Below are 15,003 nucleotides of genomic sequence, written 5' to 3'. Positions count from 1 at the left end.
TCATGAGCCGATGACCTTCGGCGACCTCTTCGTACCCGTGCCGCTGCGTTGGGGACTCAGGGGTGATCCGCAGATGTGGGAGGCGATGCGGCTGCGCTTCGCCGACCACGACTTTCCCAGCAGCGACTGGATCCTGTCCAACGCGGTGCGCGCGGCGTTCGAGGAGATCACCGGGGTACGGCTGGGCCCGAACATCGGTGCTCTGGAGGTCCCGGAGTACCGGAAGGGCCGTGGGATGTCCGACGGTTTCGTCAGCGGCGACTGGTGGCACGAGGTGGGTCTGGCCCTGCTGGTCGACCGCTGGAACGTCGTAAGCGCGAGCCAGCGCGGGGCGCGATGAGCACGTGTTGCCGTTGCGGGCAGGGCCGAGTTGCGGAGCGGGGCTGAGTTGCGGGGCAGGGCTGACAGGCGTCGGCGGGGTCATTCCGGGTCGGCGCGGCGGGCCGTGCTGAACCGGCGCTGGTAGGCGGCGGGGCTGATCGACAGCTTCCTGGCGAAGACCCGTCGCATGCTCTCGTAACTGGGGAACCCGGCGAGCGCCGCCGCCCGGGTCGCGGTGTGTCCCTGGTCGAGCAGGGCTCTGGCCATGTCGAAGCGGATGTTCTCCACGTAGCGGGCCGGTGTGGTGGCCAACTCGTCCTGGAAGAGCCGGGCGAGGTGCCGGGTACTCACGTTCAGGTGTTTCGCGAGTTCGCCAAGCGAGTGTTCGCCGCGCGGGTTCGCCGTCACCAGATCGGTGATTCTGCGCAGTGCCGGCGAGCGGGGCGGCGGTCCCTGCAACGGTGCGGAAAACTGTGACTGGCCGCCCGCGCGCTGCATGTACACCACCAGGGCGCGGGCGACGTCGCGGGCCAGGCCGGGCCCGTGGTCCTCTTCGACCAGCGCGAGGGCCAGGTCGATCCCGGCCGTCACCCCCGCCGACGTGTACGTGCTGCCGTCGCGGACGTAGATCGCGTCGGGGTCGACCCGGCAGGTCGGACATCGGGCGGCGAGTTCGTGGGTGACCCGCCAGTGCGTGGTCGCGCGCTTGCCGTCGAGGAGGCCGGCGGCGGCCAGCACGAACGCCCCGGTGCAGACCGACGCGACCCGGCCGGCCGTGGCCGCCGGAACCCGCGCGGCGTCGGCCAGCTCACCGGGCACGGGGGTACGCGGATAGCGGTCGGATCCGGCCACCAGTAACGTGTCGACGGCCGGCTCCGGGGTGACGGCCCCGTCGACCGCGACCCGGATCCCGAGGTTCGACGTGACATCCGCACCGGTCGGCGACAGCAGCACGATCCGGTAGTCGGCACCGAACCCGTTCGCCTCCCGGAACACCTCGGCCGGACCGGCGACATCCAGCAACGTCATGCCGTCGTAGACGAGTACCGCGACCAGGTGCGGCCCGGCCCTTCCCGACGTGCTGTCTCCGGCGCTGAATTCGGACGACGCGCCGGAACCTGACGACGGGTGGTCGGACGGCGCTGGCACGGATGGCGGTGCGGTGGACGAGGTGGGCGGCACGGGCACCGTTCATTGGTAACACACCGTCACCGTCACGCCGCAGCGCGGGCCGTGGTCCCGGTGTCCGGATACAAGGGCTTTCTGGCTGGACAAAGGCGGTCGCGGCAGGCCGGTCGTTGGCAGCATTGGAGTCGCCGAACGGCTCACAGCGCACGAGGTTCCGGAGGGTTGGAGATCATGCCAGAGGTAATCGCGGGATTGGAGATTCCCGACACGGCTGCGGTCGCCGGAGCGACCAGGCTGATCCAGGAGACGACAAGTCCGCTGATCTATCATCACTCCCGGCGGGTCTTCCTCTTCGGCCTGATTCACGCCGACCGGCTCGGTGTGCAGCCAGACCCGGAGCTGCTCTACCTGGCGGCCATTTTCCACGACACCGGTCTGCTGATTCCCTTTTCCGACGTCGAGCAGCGCTTCGAGGTCGACGGCGCCGACCACGCACGCAGGTTCCTGCTGGAGCGGGGCTTCCCGGCCGCCGCCGCCGAGACCGTCTGGACGGCGATCGCGCTGCACACCACCCCGGAAATTCCGACCCGAATGGCTCCGGAGATCGCGACCGCGTACCTCGGTGTGCTTACCGACGTCCTCGGCTTCGACCTGGACGTGATGGCACCGGAACAGTTGCACGAAATCGTCGCCGTGCACCCGCGAGGGGACTTCAAGCACGACTTCCTGCGTACCTACACCGAAGGGCTCAGGAACCGCCCGGAGACCACAAACGGCACAGTCAACTCCGACGTGCTCGAACACTTCATCCCCGACTTCCGGCGTACGACAATGGTCGACCGCGTACTCAACTCGGCCTGGCCGAGCTGACCGAACGTGATGCGCCGGCGGATGCGATCGACGGCCCGCCCGGCGAGCAGAACCGCCCCGTACCGACGAATGTTTTGAAAGGATCCGAGGATGCGAGCGATCACCGTCCGAGACCGTGACGCGGGTGTCGGCGGCCTCACCCTGACCGACATGCCCTACCCGCACGCCGCCGAGAACGACGTAATCGTTCGGGTGCATGCGGCGGGCTTCACTCCCGGTGAACTCAGCTGGCCGGCAACCTGGACCGACCGGGCCGGGCGGGACCGGACACCGACGATCCCCGGGCACGAAGTCTCCGGAACGGTCGCCGAACTCGGCTACGGAACCACCGGGCTCAGCGTGGGTCAGCGGGTGTTCGGGCTGACCGACTGGGCCCGCAACGGATCGCTTGCCGAATACGTCGCGGTGGAGGCGCGCAACCTCGCCCCGCTCGCGGCCGACATCGACCACACAGTGGCCGCCGCGCTGCCCATCTCCGGACTGACCGCCTGGCAGGCACTCTTCGAGCACGCCCAGCTCAGGCCCGGACAGACGGTACTCATCCACGGCGCCGCCGGCGGCGTCGGCTCGGTCGCCGTCCAACTGGCCCGGGAGGTGGGCGCCCGGGTGATCGGCACCGGTCGGGCCGACGACCGCGAGGTCGCGCTCAACCTGGGCGCGCAGGTCTTCCTCGACCTGGACGCCGGGGACCTCCAGAAGGCCGGCGAGGTGGACGTGCTGTTCGACGTCATCGGCGGGGAGATCCTCCAGCGATCCACCGCACTGGTACGCCCGGGTGGCACCGTCGTCAGCGTCGCCGAGCCGCCTACGGCGCAGCCGAAGGGCGGACGAGCCGTCTTCTTCGTGGTCGAGCCCGATCGCGCCCAACTGGTCGACCTCGCCCAGCGCGTCCGGGACGGCCGGCTCAACCCGATCGTCGGTGGCGTGCAACCGCTCGCCGAGACCGCCTCCGCCTTCGCCCGCCACCGCCGTACGCCGGGCAAGACGATCATCCGGGTCGCTGACGAACCTGGGGCGTAGCACCCCTGACCGGTACACGGGTTCTCGGAAACGTCCACGAGGAGCGCTGCCGGCGGTGTCACGGCAACGTGATCGGCGCTGCCGGTCGCCCGCCCGCGTCCTCGCCCACCCGACGGCCGATGTGCGGGACGAAAGTAGGGGTTGAACGGGGGATCATCCTGCGCGGGTGGTCGCCATATCCTCGTTCTCGACACAGGAGGTTTCACCGGCGGCGGAGCCGGGGCGTTCGTGGCTGGGCCGATCCGGTCCCAGCCCGCCGATACCCCGGAGCCCGACCGCTGGCCGGTCAGGTCGAGAGGGGTGCGGGCGTTGGTTGTCACCGTCCTGGAAGTGCCGCAGTGGCAGGGGTCGGGCTCACCCGGCCGGTACCGGTTGCGGCGCGGCGCCTCCGCGCTGGCCGGGCTGTTTCCCGCCCGGCAACGGGTCCGGGTCGACGCGGACGGCCAACCGAGCGGACCCCGCGACGGCGTTGCCGCCCTCGACACGCTCGCGGCGAACCTGACTGCGGTACGCGCCGCACACGCTGACGCTCGGGCCCACGGCGGGGCAGTGCTGACCGTCGGTGGGGACTGTGCCGTCGACCTTGCCTCGATCGAGGCGGCTGTGGCGGCGCACGGCGACGGGCTGGCCGTGGTGTGGTTCGACGCGCACGGCGACCTGAACACTCCGGCCTCGTCGCCGTCCGGCGCGTTCCACGGCATGGTCCTGCGGACCCTGCTCGGCGACGGCCCACCCGAGTTGGTGCCGGCCAGGGCGTTGCGGCCGAGTCAGGTCGTGCTGGCCGGCGTACGCGCGCTCGATCCGGGCGAGCGGGAGTTCGTGGCCGAGCATCGGATCCGACACGTCGCGGCGGCACGGTTGGCCGACCCGGCCGTCCTGATCGACGAGGTGGCCGCGACCGGTGCTGAGGTCGTCTACCTCCACATCGACCTCGACGTGCTGGATCCCGAGCTGTTCGACGCCGTCGGCACCCCCGAGCCGGGCGGGTTGACCTTCGAACAGCTCGACACCGCCGTGCGGGCCCTCGCCTCGCGCTTCACCATCGCCGGGCTGTGCCTGACCGAGTACGAACCACCCGACGACGGCAATCCCGACCACGATGGCCTCAACGGCCTGGTCCACACACTTGCCGCCGTACTGGAGGGCGACGCCGCCGTACCGGAGGGCGATGCTGCCGCGCTGGAGGGCGACGCCGTCGAGCGCCCGGAATACGCGGCTTGACCGGCGTGGCCAGCCTGGGGCCATGAAGCCGAACCTGGCGAGGATTCCGGGTGATCGTGACGCGCTCGCCGGGGCCATCCTGGCCCGGACACCGCGTCCGGTCGACCCGGCGTTCCTCGCCTCGCTCGACCCGTCCGTCGCGCTGGCCCTTGGCCAGTACGGTGCCCGCCTGGCGACGATCGCGTTGCGGGAGAACTCCGTGGCGCTGCTCCGACGGTCTCTGCTGGCGACGGGACTCGCCCGGTGTCTACGGGACGATGACGACCGGGACGTGATGATCGGCCTCGCCCTGCCGTGGGTCGTGGCACAGCAACTCGGCGAATCGCCGGCAGCGGTGTTCGAGTCGATTGCGGACGACCTACCGGACGGCCACACGTCAAGACTGCTGCGGACGTTCGGTGCCCGGCAGGACATCACCCTGGCCGCCTTCGGCTGGGAGATGGTGGGCACGGCCGACGGACCGGACTTCTCCCCGGTGTACTGAGAGTCGCCGGCACCCTGCCACAGCCGGATCGCCACCCTGCCGCAGCCGGATCAGCACCCCCGCACGGCAGGCCAACGAGTCGTTGACAGCCGGCCGGAGTCCGACGGACACTTGGCCTCAGCTCATTGACATCTATCTATCTGGGTGTGGGAGGGTGCGGGTATGGACCAGACGTCCGGCGCCGGTTCGACGAGCGGACGGCGGGGCCGACTCAGAACGCTGATCGGGGCGGCCTGCGCCACGGTGATGCTGAGCGCCGGGACGTTGACGGTCACCGAGGCGCACGCCGACCCGATCCCGAGCCGCCCGGTCGTCACCACTAACCAGACCGGCACGCACGACGGCTACTTCTACGCCTTCTGGCAGGACACCGGCGATGCCGCCATGACCCTCGGCCCGGGTGGTCGATACAGCGCCAGATGGAGTGCCGTCAACAACTGGTTCGGCGGCAAGGGCTGGGCGGTCGGCGGTCGACGGACCTTCGCCTACTGCGGCACGTTCCACCCGGGCGGCGTCTCCTATCTGGCGCTCTTCGGGTACACCACGGATCCGTACGTCGAGTACTACATCATGGACAACTGGGGCAGCTACCGACCGACCGGTACCCGGATGGGCACTGTCGTCAGCGTGCACGGCACGTACGACATCTACCGGGTACAGCTGATGGGCACCCCCGAAACCCCGCCGCGGTACCAGTACTTCAGCGTCCGGCAGCAGAAGCGCAGCAGCGGGATCATCGACACCGGCGAGCACTTCGACGCGTGGGCGAGGGCCGGCATGAACCTCGGCACCATGGGATACATGATCATGGCCACCGAGGGTTACCACAGCAGTGGCTGGTCCGACATCACCGTGGACGGCGTCACCACGGGGCCGTCCCGGTGCACCGCCGGCCCGCCGTCCACCCCCTGAGTTCGTGCGCCGCCGAACCGCCCACTCGTAGCGTCGGTCGGCCCGAAGCGCTGGACCGAGGCGCTGGCCCGGGCCGCTGGGCGGGTACCGCCGACGGCGTCAGATCCAGGTCCAGGGCCGGACGAGTCGCCACAACCGCCCACGCCACCGGGCCCGCCGAGGGTGCAGGAACAGCTCGATGTCCTCGAGCGCGTTGGTCGCGGTGCCCCGGACGTGCGGGCGTCGGCGTGCCCGGCGCAACGCGGTGACGACACGATCCTCGTCGAGTCGGCGGTAGACCCTCGCCAGATGCCCGAGGCAGGTGGCGGCGAGCGCCTGGACCTGGTGATCGTCGTGATCGAGCAGGGCCAGGTAGAGCTGCTGCGCCTCCCGCCAGTCGCCGTCGCCGTACAACGCGCATCCCACCATCGCGTCCAGAGCGCCCGCGAGGTCCCCGCGATCGAGAGCGCTCCGCACCTGCGCCGGGCGGGCCGGCGGAGGATTGTGGAACGTGCGGTGCACCGGTCAGCTGTCCATGACGCCGGATATCGACGAGGTCGGGATCGGCCCGGCACACCGGGAGTCGTTCGAACTCGCCCGGTTGTCTCCCATCACGAAGACGCTGCCCTCGGGTACCTCGACCGGGGCGAACCGGCGCGGCCCGCAGTACTGCGGGTTCGGCGGCTCGTCGAGCGGAGCGTCCTCGGCCACGTACGACTCGTCCAGCGGTTTGTCGTCGACCGTCACCTTTCCGGCGGGGTCACAGCAGGCGATGGTCTCACCGCCGACCGCGACGATCCGTTTGAGCAGCGGTGCCGCGCCGTCGCCCCACTGTCCACCGTCCCTGCGGAACAACACGATGTCGCCGCGTCGTGGCTGGTAGTCGTCCCCGACCTTGCGGACGGTGATGACCTGTCCGGCCTCGACAGTCGGTGCCATGCTGACGCCGCCCTGGGTGAACTGTTCGGTCCCGCCGCTCGCGGTGGCGGTGCCGCAACCAGCCGCCCCGGCCAGCACCGCGACGACGAGCAGTGACAGCGATCTCTTCATCCGGCAGATCTTGCCAGAGGGCCCGGCCACGATCGCAACGGGAACGAGGCGGGCGCCCGCACCGGTGCCGGGCGCCCGCTTCGCCGTCCGCGTACTCGATTCGGCCGCCGTCTACTGGGTCAGCTCGGCCACCTGCTCGGCGGTGAGTCGGCCGCGGGACTCGTCCGGCTCCGGCGCCGCCAGGGTGCCCCGGGCGGCGCGGGCGTCCGCCGCCACGGCCGGCGGGTCCGCCGGCCGGCGCCAGTGCCAGTCGGTGACCTCCTGGTACGCGGCCACGACCGAGAGCAGCCGCTCCTCCCCGTACGGCAGGCCACCGAGGATGGTGCCGATCGGCACCCCGGCCGAGGTGAACCCGATCGGGAAACCGATCTCCGGCAGGCCGAGGATGTCGAACGGCACCGGACCGGTCTGCACCACCACGTCGCAGGCGTCGAAGAGCTGGTCGAGTACCCGCTCCAGGAAGACCAGCTTGGCCCGCTGTCCGGTGAGGAACTCGTTGCCGCCGAGCAGTGCCCCCTGCAACCAACTGGTCACCGAGACCCCGAAGCCGCGCAGGTCGGTCCGGAGGTAGGGCATGAACGGCTCGCTGCGTTCCGGCAGCCGGATGTTGTTGAAGGTGTTGCCGCCGAGCCGGGCCCAGTCCTCCGGCAGGGTCACCTCGACCAGTGTCGCGCCGGAGATCTTCGCCAGCTCGGCCAGGAACGCCTGCCGGGCCAGCGCGGTCGCCGAGGTGCCTGTGGCGTAGCCGGGGAGTACCCCGATCCGGGTCTTCCAGCGCAGCTTGACCCGCTTGCCGGCGTACATTCCGGTGGCGGCCTCGATCAGCCGGGGTACCGGCGGCAGGCCCTGGCTGCGCGGGTCGGCCGGGTCCTCGCCGGCCATCGCGGTCAGCATGATCGCGGCGTCCCGGGCGTCCCGGGCCAGCGGTCCGGGGTGGTCCCGGGTGTAGCTGAGCGGGATGATCCCGTTCAACGAGACCCGACCCATCGTCGGCTTGAGCCCGGTCAGGTTCTGCGCGTTGGCCGGTGCGGTGATCGAGCCCCCGGTCTGGGTTCCGGTGCCGGCGGCGGCGAGCCGCCCGGCGACCGCCGTCGCGGTACCGGTCGACGAGCCGCCCGGATCGGTACCCGGGTTGGTCGGCGTCCAGGCGTTGACGGTGGTGACGATCCCGTTCGGAGTGGTGGCCCGGGTGGTGGCCAGCGGTCCCATCTGGGTCTTGCCGAGCACGATCGCGCCGTTCGCCCTGAGCCGGGCCACCGCCGTCGCGTCGAACGGCGGCACGAAGTCCCGGAACAGGTACGAGTTGGCGGTGGTCGGTACCCCGGCGGTGTAGTAGTTGTCCTTGATCGCCAGCGGGATGCCGTGCAGCGCGCCGGAGTGCCGCTGCCGACCGGCGGTACGGGCGGCGGCCAGCGCCGCGTCCGCGAGTACCAGATTGAACGCCTGGTACGTCCGCTCGTACGCCCCGATCCGCGCCAGGTACGCCTCGACCAGTTCCTCCGGGCGCAGCCTGCCGGCCCGGATCAGCCAGGCCGCCTCGGCGATGGTCAACTCGGTCGGGTCGGCCAACGCCTCCGGGCGGGGCCGCCGGTACGCCTCCGGCCGGTCCAGCGCCGGGTCCGGCCTTCCGGAGCCGCCGCCGTGCCCGGCCGGACCGGGGGCGCCGGTGGTGGTGGCACCGGGGGAGAAGGCGCCGGCCACCTGGGGGAGCCCGACGGCGCCGCCGACCGCCCCGGCCGCGGCCAGCGCGGCGGCCCGGGCCAGGAAGGCGCGCCGGTCGACGGCTCGGTCCTGAGGTTCGAAGCTCACTGTCATCACCGCCGCCACTGGGTGCTGATCGAGGGGTAGAGCATCGGCGCCGGTTGCTGGGAGAGCGCCTTGGCCAGGTTCGGATCGGTACCGGCCGGTGCCGGCAACTGGTAGGCGGCCAGTTCGGCCACGGTGCCCCGGACGAAGGAGCGGAGCGAGGCGAGTACGGAGTCCCGGCCGGGCGATCCGGTCTCCGGGTCGGCGGCGGTGCCGGGGGGCAACTGGTCGAGGTCGATGCCCAGGCTGGCCAGTCGAGCCCGGATCAGGGTGTTGAGTTCGGCGTCGGTGGGCGGGGTCGGTGCCATGGCGCTCCTCGCGACGATCGGTGCGACTCGGACGACGATGCGTCGACAATCCGGTACCGCCGACGGCGTTCCGGCCGGCCACCAGCGGTTCGGATCTTGATCAACTACATCGAGCACGACTGTCCGGCCGGACGGTATCGGGGTGATAACGGCAAGATCACGACGCGGTGAACTGGCGGGCGGCGGCGTAGAATTCTTGCCCGGGCTTCGCTGGCCGCCCGCGCACGGACCCGGACCCTCGCCGGCCGGGAGGACGGCGCTGGCGCGGCGGGAGTAGGCTCGGCGCCGCGCGGTCGCTGACGCCCGCCGACGACGTCCCGGTGTGACGCCCCGCCGGTCACCCAACAGCCGCGTGACGTTGGTCAAGACTTCGGCATCCCGAGGGTCCGGCGGGCCGATCCGAGAGAGAGACTAGCCTGATGGCCGTAACACGCCGAGCGAAGATCGTCTGCACGCTTGGTCCCGCGACCTCCTCACCGGAGCGCATTCGCGGGCTCGTCGAGGCGGGCATGGACGTAGCCCGGCTCAACTTCAGCCACGGCAGCCATGCCGACCACGAGCAGGTCTACCACCTGGTCCGCGAGGCCGCCCGGACCACGGGTCGGGCCGTCGCGGTCCTCGCAGACCTCCAGGGCCCCAAGATCCGGCTCGGCCGGTTCGCCGACGGCCCGCACGAGTGGCGTACCGGCGACTCCGTGGTGATCACCGGAGACGCCATCCTCGGCACCCGGGACCGGGTCTCCTGCACCTACGAGAAGTTGCCGGCCGAGGTGCGGCCGGGCGACCGGCTGTTGATCGACGACGGTCGGGTCGCGGTCGAGGTCAGCGACGTGCAGGGCAACGACATCCGGGTGCTCGTCACCGAGGGTGGGGCGGTCTCCAACAACAAGGGCGTCTCGCTGCCCAACGTCGCGGTGAGCGTGCCGGCGATGTCGGACAAGGACACCGAGGACCTGCGCTTCGCGCTCGGGCTCGGCGTCGACATGGTGGCGATGTCCTTCGTCCGCTCGCCCGACGACATCAAGCTGGCGCACAACATCATGCACGAGGTCGGGGTGCACCGGCCGGTCATGGCGAAGGTGGAGAAGCCCGAGGCGGTGACCCATCTGGAGGCGATCGTCAACGCCTTCGACGGGATCATGGTGGCCCGTGGCGACCTCGGTGTCGAACTGCCGCTCGACCAGGTGCCGCTGGTGCAGAAGCGGGCCGTGCAGCTCTGCCGGGAGAACGCCAAGCCGGTCATCGTGGCCACCCAGATGCTCGACTCCATGATCGAGAACTCCCGGCCGACCCGTGCCGAGGCCTCCGACGTCGCCAACGCGGTGCTGGACGGTGCCGACGCGGTGATGCTCTCCGGCGAGACCAGCGTCGGAAAATACCCGGTGCTGACGGTCAGCACGATGGCCAAGATCGTCACCACCACCGAGGCCGGGTCGATCGGGGTGCCCCGGCTCCAGCACGATCCGCGTACCCACGGCGGGGCGCTCACCGTCGCCGCCTCGCAGATCGCCAAGGCGATCGGTGCCAAGGCGCTCGTCGCGTTCTCGCAGACCGGTGACACCGTACGGCGACTCTCCCGGCTGCACTGCGACCTGCCGCTGCTCGCCTTCACCCCGGTACCCGAGGTCCGTGACCTGCTCGCCCTCTCCTGGGGCGTGCAGACCTTCCTGATGCCGTTCGTGCAGCACACCGACGACATGTTCCGGCAGGTCGACCAGGCGCTGATCGGGCTCAGCCACGCCAACCCGGGCGACTACGTGGTGATCGTCGCCGGTACCCCGTCCGGCACCCCCGGATCGACGAACACGCTGCGGGTGCACCAGCTCGGTTCGCTTGTCGACCCGGCGGCGGTGGCTCGGACCGGCCAGTGAGCCCGGACGGCCCCGGCGAGGTGGCCGTCGGGCAGGCGGCGGTCGACCAGCTCCTGGACGTACTCGACCTCCGCCAGCTCGACGAGATGACCTTCCGGGGGATGAGTCCCCCGGTCGGTCCGCAACGGGTCTACGGCGGCCAGGTCGCCGGCCAGGCCCTGGTCGCGGCCGGCCGGACGGTAGACCCGTCCCGGTTCGTGCACTCCCTGCACGGCTACTTCGTCCGGCCCGGCGACCCGGCCGAGCCGATCGAATACCAGGTGGAGAAGATCCGGGACGGCCGATCCTTCTCGGTACGCCGATCCGTCGCGCTCCAGCACGGCAAGACGATCTTCTTCATGTCCGCCTCCTTCCACCGCGAGGAGGAGGGGCTCGACCACCACGCCCCGGCCCCGGTCGACGTGCCGCTGCCGGAGGAGCTGCCGACCATGGCCGACCGGCTGGCCCGCTATCCGGAACGGCTCGGTATCTGGGCGATGATCCCGCGCCCGATCGACGTCCGGTACGTCGGCGAGCCCGGCTGGGTACGCCCCGGCGACCGGCCCGCCGACCCGCACCAGCGGGTCTGGATGCGGATCGACGGCAAGCTCCCGGACGACCCGCTGCTGCACGCCTGCGCGCTCACCTTCGCCTCCGACATGACACTGCTCGACTCGGTCCTCTCGGTGCACGGCGAGGTGTGGGGGCCGGGTGGCCTGGTGGGGGCGAGCCTGGACCACGCGCTCTGGTTCCACCGCCGGTTCCGGGCCGACGAGTGGTTCCTCTACGACTGCTGGAGCCCGTCCGCCTCCGGTGGCCGGGGGCTCGCCACCGGCCGGATGTTCACCGTCGACGGCCGGCAGATCGCCAGTGCGGTGCAGGAAGGGCTGCTCCGCCGGGTCGGGGCCTGACCGGGCCGGTTAACCTTTCCGGCATGCGTCTCTCCGCCCGGGTCGACTACGCGCTGCGCGCCGTTGCCGAAATCGCCGCACGCGCGGAGGAGGGCGGGCCGGATCCACGGCCGGGCGGCGGTGGCCGGTCCCGCTCGGCCGGCTCGGCCGCCTCCGCCGCCGACGGGGCGTACCGGCGGCCGGCGCCGCTGACCGCCGAGCAGATCGCCCGGGCCCAGGACATCCCGCCGAAGTTCCTGGAGAGCATCCTGTTGCAGATGCGCCGGGGCGGCATCGTGCACGCCCAGCGTGGCCCCGAGGGCGGCTACTGGCTGGCCCGCCCGGCGACGGAGATCTCGCTGGCCGAGATCATCCGGGTGATCGACGGCCCGCTGGCGAACATCCGGGGGCAGCGCCCGGAGGACCTGGGCTACTCCGGCGCGGCGCGGGCCCTGCAGGAGGTCTGGATCGCGCTGCGGGCCAGCGAGCGGGAGATCCTGGAACTGGTCACCATCGCCGACGTGGCGAACGGCAAGCTGCCGGACCGGGTGAGGGACCTCGCCGCCGACCCGGCCGCCTGGACCTGATCCAGCCCGGACCAGCCGCTGCGGGGGATATTGGATTTGAGTCTCCAGCGACTGGAAGGTTGATGCTCGTCCCGTGAACGACCGTACCGAGCTGTTCACCATCGGACAGCTCGCCCGACGTACCGGCCTGCCGGTCCGGACCATCCGCTTCTGGTCGGACATCGACGTCATCCCGCCGACCGGCCGGTCCCCGGGCGGCTACCGCCTCTACGACACCGAGGCGGTGGCCCGGCTGGAACTGGTCCGGACGCTGCGGGAACTCGGGCTCGACCTCGGCACCGTGCAGCGGGTCCTGGCCCGGCAGAGCACTGTCGCCGACGTGGCCCGGGCGCACGTGCGCGCCCTGGACGCGGAGATCCGCACCCTCCAGGTGCGCCGGGCCGTGCTGCGGTCGATCGCCCGACGGAACAGCACGACCGAGGAGATGAGCGTGATGAACAAGCTGGCCCGGCTCTCCGCGCAGGAGCGGCAGCGGATGATCGACGAGTTCGTTGACCGTACGTTCGCCGGGGTCGACCCGGACGAACCGGGGGCGAAGATCGCCGCGGCGATGCGGCAGATGCCCGCCGAACTGCCCGACGATCCCACCCCGGAGCAGGTGGACGCCTGGCTCGAACTCGCCGAACTCGTCAACGACCCGGAGTTCGCGCAGCGGGCCCGGCAGATGGCGGTGGCCGGCGGACAGCAGGCCACGCCCGCCGGGTCGCCGCCGTTCGATCCTACGGTGGTGACCGAACACGCCGGTCAGGCCCTGGCCGACGGGATCGCCCCGGACTCGGCACAGGGCCGGGCGATCCTGGACCGGATCGTGGATCCGGAACTGCCGGCCCAGGAACGGCTCCGGCTCGCCGACGAGGTGGCGACCTTCACCGATCGCCGGGTCGAGCGGTACTGGCAGTTGCTGGGTGTGCTCAACGGCTGGCCGCCGTTCCCGCCCCGGGTGCCGGCGTTCGAGTGGTTCATCGCCGCACTGCGCGCCTGAACGTTAAGGAAGGGCCCCCGCATATCGCTTTCTGTTGTAGCGGGGGCCCTTCCTAACGTCCGAGGGTGGCGGCGGTGTCGCTGATCAGCCGCCAGGTCTGCGCCACGTGCTCCTGCCGGGTGTACGGCGAACCGGGCACCAGCCGCAGCGTGTGCCGCCCCGCCACCCGGGTGTGCGTCAGGTACGCCCGGCCGGTGCCGTTCACCCTGGCCAGCAGTTCGGCGTTGGCCTCATCGTCGGCGGCATCGTCACCTGTCGAGCGCAGCCGGAAGCAGACCAGCGCGAACGGGCCCGGTGCGACCAGTTCGAAGCGCGGATCGGTCTCGACCTGCTCGGCGAACCAGCCGGCCAGCCCGATCGTCTCCCGGATGTGCGCCCGCAGCCCTTCGGCGCCGTACCAGCGGAGCACGAACCAGAGTTTCAGGGCCCGGAACCGCCGCCCGAGCGACACCTGCCAGTCGCGGTAGTCGAGCACCTCGCCGGACTCGGTCGCCGCGTTGCGCAGGTACTCCGGCAGCACCGTCAACGCCTCCACCAGCTCCGCCCGGTCCGCCACCCAGAACGCGTCGCAGTCGAAGCCGGTGAGCAGCCACTTGTGCGGGTCGAAGCAGTACGAGTCGGCGTGTTCCAGCCCGGCGTGCGTGTGCCGCAGTTCCGGGCAGACCACGGCGGCTCCGGCGTACGCGGCGTCGACGTGCAGCCAGAGGCCGTACTCCCGGCACAGCTCGCCGATCACCGGGATCGGGTCGACCGCGTTGGTGGAGGTGGTGCCGATCGTCGCCACCACCGCCGCCGGGACCAGCCCGGCGGCCAGGTCCGCCTCGATCGCGGTACGCAGTGCCGTCGGGTCCATCGCCAGGGTCTGCGGGTCGACGGCGACGGTACGCAGCCCCGCGTCGCCGAGCCCGGCGATCCGGACGGCCTTCTCGATCGCCGAATGCCCCTGGCTGGAGGTGTAGACCCGGTAACCCTGTCGCACCCCCTGCCCCCGCCACCGCCCGCCGGCCGCCCGGTGCAGTGCGGCGAGTACGGCGATCAGGATGGCCGAGGAGGCCGAGTCCTGGATCACCCCGCCGCCGGAGCCGTCCGACCGGAACCGCGCGGGCAGGTCGAGCAGTTCCGCCAGCCAGTCCAGCACCACCGTCTCGACCTCGGTACAGGCCGGACCGGTGGACCAGAGCATGCCCTGCACGCCGAGGCCGGCGCAGACCAGGTCGCCGAGCACGCTCGGCCCGGAGGTGTTCGCCGGGAAGTAGCCGAAGAACCGGGGATGCTGCCAGTGGGTCAGGCCGGGCGTGATCACCGTGTCGAGGTCGGCGAGGAGCCGGTCGAACGGCTCGCCCCGCTCGGGTGGGCCGGTCGGCAGCCGGGCGGCGACCGTGCCGGGCGGGTCGGCGGAGGTGACCGGCCGCTGGTCCAGCGTCGACCAGTAGTCGGCGATCCAGTCGACGACCTGGTGCCCGTGCCGGCGGAACTCGTCCGGGGTCATGTGGTTGGCCATGACCCCGAGTCGACCAGCCCGGCCGTCACCGATCAAGAAGCCGTACGGCGGGCCGGCCGCTCGGCGGGACAGCCCGCCACTCGTTCAGCGGGAC

Annotated in this window: 16 protein-coding genes; 10 read left to right on the top strand and 6 right to left on the bottom strand. The window is 71.4% G+C overall.

Features of this window, described 5'->3' with window-relative positions:
- Positions 1-10 precede the first annotated feature (10 nt).
- Positions 11-340, top strand: a complete 330-nt coding sequence (locus tag CLT71_RS11425) for a hypothetical protein (protein WP_101367079.1) — start codon at positions 11-13, stop codon at positions 338-340.
- Between the two features lie 80 nt (positions 341-420).
- Here CLT71_RS11425 and CLT71_RS11420 read toward each other — a convergent pair whose 3' ends face one another.
- Positions 421-1,509 (bottom strand): GlxA family transcriptional regulator, encoded by a 1,089-nt coding sequence (locus CLT71_RS11420; RefSeq protein ID WP_486483205.1) that lies wholly within the window; start codon positions 1,507-1,509, stop codon positions 421-423.
- A gap of 171 nt (positions 1,510-1,680) precedes the next feature.
- On the opposite strand from CLT71_RS11420, the gene CLT71_RS11415 reads away from it, so the two are divergent.
- From CLT71_RS11415 to CLT71_RS11395, 5 genes are all read left to right on the top strand, one after another.
- Positions 1,681-2,319, top strand: a complete 639-nt coding sequence (locus tag CLT71_RS11415; RefSeq protein WP_101371356.1) for an HD domain-containing protein — start codon at positions 1,681-1,683, stop codon at positions 2,317-2,319.
- Positions 2,320-2,409: 90 nt separating this feature from the next.
- A complete protein-coding gene (locus CLT71_RS11410; protein ID WP_101367078.1) occupies positions 2,410-3,339 on the top strand; it encodes an NADP-dependent oxidoreductase in 930 nt (309 codons plus the stop codon).
- 300 nt (positions 3,340-3,639) lie between these two features.
- Positions 3,640-4,560 (top strand): arginase family protein, encoded by a 921-nt coding sequence (locus CLT71_RS11405; RefSeq protein ID WP_486483204.1) that lies wholly within the window; start codon positions 3,640-3,642, stop codon positions 4,558-4,560.
- Between the two features lie 22 nt (positions 4,561-4,582).
- Positions 4,583-5,044, top strand: coding sequence for a hypothetical protein (locus CLT71_RS11400; protein WP_101367077.1), 462 nt, complete (start codon positions 4,583-4,585; stop codon positions 5,042-5,044).
- 162 nt (positions 5,045-5,206) lie between these two features.
- Complete coding sequence (locus tag CLT71_RS11395; protein ID WP_199187574.1) at positions 5,207-5,956, top strand: glycoside hydrolase family 11 protein; 750 nt, start codon at positions 5,207-5,209, stop codon at positions 5,954-5,956.
- Between the two features lie 99 nt (positions 5,957-6,055).
- Here the strand turns inward: CLT71_RS11395 and CLT71_RS11390 are convergent, their stop codons facing one another.
- The 4 genes from CLT71_RS11390 to CLT71_RS11375 all read right to left on the bottom strand — a co-directional run bounded on the left by CLT71_RS11390 (position 6,056) and on the right by CLT71_RS11375 (position 9,099).
- Entirely contained in the window at positions 6,056-6,457 is a 402-nt protein-coding gene (locus CLT71_RS11390; protein WP_486483203.1) for a hypothetical protein, read from the bottom strand.
- Between the two features lie 3 nt (positions 6,458-6,460).
- Positions 6,461-6,985 (bottom strand): signal peptidase I, encoded by a 525-nt coding sequence (lepB, locus tag CLT71_RS11385; RefSeq protein WP_101367076.1) that lies wholly within the window; start codon positions 6,983-6,985, stop codon positions 6,461-6,463.
- A gap of 111 nt (positions 6,986-7,096) precedes the next feature.
- On the bottom strand, positions 7,097-8,800 hold the full coding sequence (locus CLT71_RS11380) for an amidase (RefSeq protein ID WP_101371352.1): 1,704 nt from the start codon (positions 8,798-8,800) through the stop codon (positions 7,097-7,099).
- The gene (locus tag CLT71_RS11375) at positions 8,800-9,099 is read right to left on the bottom strand and encodes a hypothetical protein (protein WP_101367075.1); all 300 of its coding nucleotides are present in this window, start codon (positions 9,097-9,099) and stop codon (positions 8,800-8,802) included. Before CLT71_RS11375 ends, CLT71_RS11380 begins: the two co-directional genes overlap by 1 nt.
- Positions 9,100-9,518: 419 nt before the next feature.
- Here CLT71_RS11375 and pyk point away from each other — a divergent pair, with 419 nt between their 5' ends.
- From pyk to CLT71_RS11355, 4 genes are all read left to right on the top strand, one after another.
- Positions 9,519-10,970 carry a pyruvate kinase gene (gene pyk, locus CLT71_RS11370; protein WP_101367074.1) on the top strand — a complete coding sequence of 484 codons (1,452 nt, stop codon included), beginning with the start codon at positions 9,519-9,521 and terminating at the stop codon, positions 10,968-10,970.
- A 20-nt stretch (positions 10,971-10,990) separates the two neighbouring features.
- Positions 10,991-11,860 carry an acyl-CoA thioesterase gene (locus tag CLT71_RS11365; RefSeq protein ID WP_101371351.1) on the top strand — a complete coding sequence of 290 codons (870 nt, stop codon included), beginning with the start codon at positions 10,991-10,993 and terminating at the stop codon, positions 11,858-11,860.
- Positions 11,861-11,883: 23 nt separating this feature from the next.
- Complete coding sequence (locus CLT71_RS11360; RefSeq protein ID WP_101367073.1) at positions 11,884-12,426, top strand: RrF2 family transcriptional regulator; 543 nt, start codon at positions 11,884-11,886, stop codon at positions 12,424-12,426.
- Between the two features lie 73 nt (positions 12,427-12,499).
- Positions 12,500-13,408 carry a MerR family transcriptional regulator gene (locus tag CLT71_RS11355; protein ID WP_101367072.1) on the top strand — a complete coding sequence of 303 codons (909 nt, stop codon included), beginning with the start codon at positions 12,500-12,502 and terminating at the stop codon, positions 13,406-13,408.
- Between the two features lie 52 nt (positions 13,409-13,460).
- Here CLT71_RS11355 and CLT71_RS11350 read toward each other — a convergent pair whose 3' ends face one another.
- A complete protein-coding gene (locus CLT71_RS11350; RefSeq protein WP_486483202.1) occupies positions 13,461-14,909 on the bottom strand; it encodes a pyridoxal phosphate-dependent decarboxylase family protein in 1,449 nt (482 codons plus the stop codon).
- Positions 14,910-15,003: the final 94 nt, after the last annotated feature.

The organism is Plantactinospora sp. CNZ320 (assembly GCF_002846275.1).
Note: the sequence above shows the minus strand (reverse complement) of the source record. Positions and strands in the feature narration are given on the sequence as shown.

Bases quoted from the DNA above. Each gene is read 5' to 3' on its own strand.
- CLT71_RS11425 (WP_101367079.1), top strand. From the start codon at position 11: ATGACCTTCGGCGACCTCTTCGTACCCGTGCCGCTGCGTTGGGGACTC.
- CLT71_RS11415 (WP_101371356.1), top strand. From the start codon at position 1,681: ATGCCAGAGGTAATCGCGGGATTGGAGATTCCCGACACGGCTGCGGTC.
- CLT71_RS11410 (WP_101367078.1), top strand. From the start codon at position 2,410: ATGCGAGCGATCACCGTCCGAGACCGTGACGCGGGTGTCGGCGGCCTC.
- CLT71_RS11400 (WP_101367077.1), top strand. From the start codon at position 4,583: ATGAAGCCGAACCTGGCGAGGATTCCGGGTGATCGTGACGCGCTCGCC.
- CLT71_RS11395 (WP_199187574.1), top strand. From the start codon at position 5,207: ATGGACCAGACGTCCGGCGCCGGTTCGACGAGCGGACGGCGGGGCCGA.
- lepB (WP_101367076.1), bottom strand. From the start codon at position 6,985: ATGAAGAGATCGCTGTCACTGCTCGTCGTCGCGGTGCTGGCCGGGGCG.
- CLT71_RS11380 (WP_101371352.1), bottom strand. From the start codon at position 8,800: ATGACAGTGAGCTTCGAACCTCAGGACCGAGCCGTCGACCGGCGCGCC.
- CLT71_RS11375 (WP_101367075.1), bottom strand. From the start codon at position 9,099: ATGGCACCGACCCCGCCCACCGACGCCGAACTCAACACCCTGATCCGG.
- pyk (WP_101367074.1), top strand. From the start codon at position 9,519: ATGGCCGTAACACGCCGAGCGAAGATCGTCTGCACGCTTGGTCCCGCG.
- CLT71_RS11360 (WP_101367073.1), top strand. From the start codon at position 11,884: ATGCGTCTCTCCGCCCGGGTCGACTACGCGCTGCGCGCCGTTGCCGAA.
- CLT71_RS11350 (WP_486483202.1), bottom strand. From the start codon at position 14,909: ATGGCCAACCACATGACCCCGGACGAGTTCCGCCGGCACGGGCACCAG.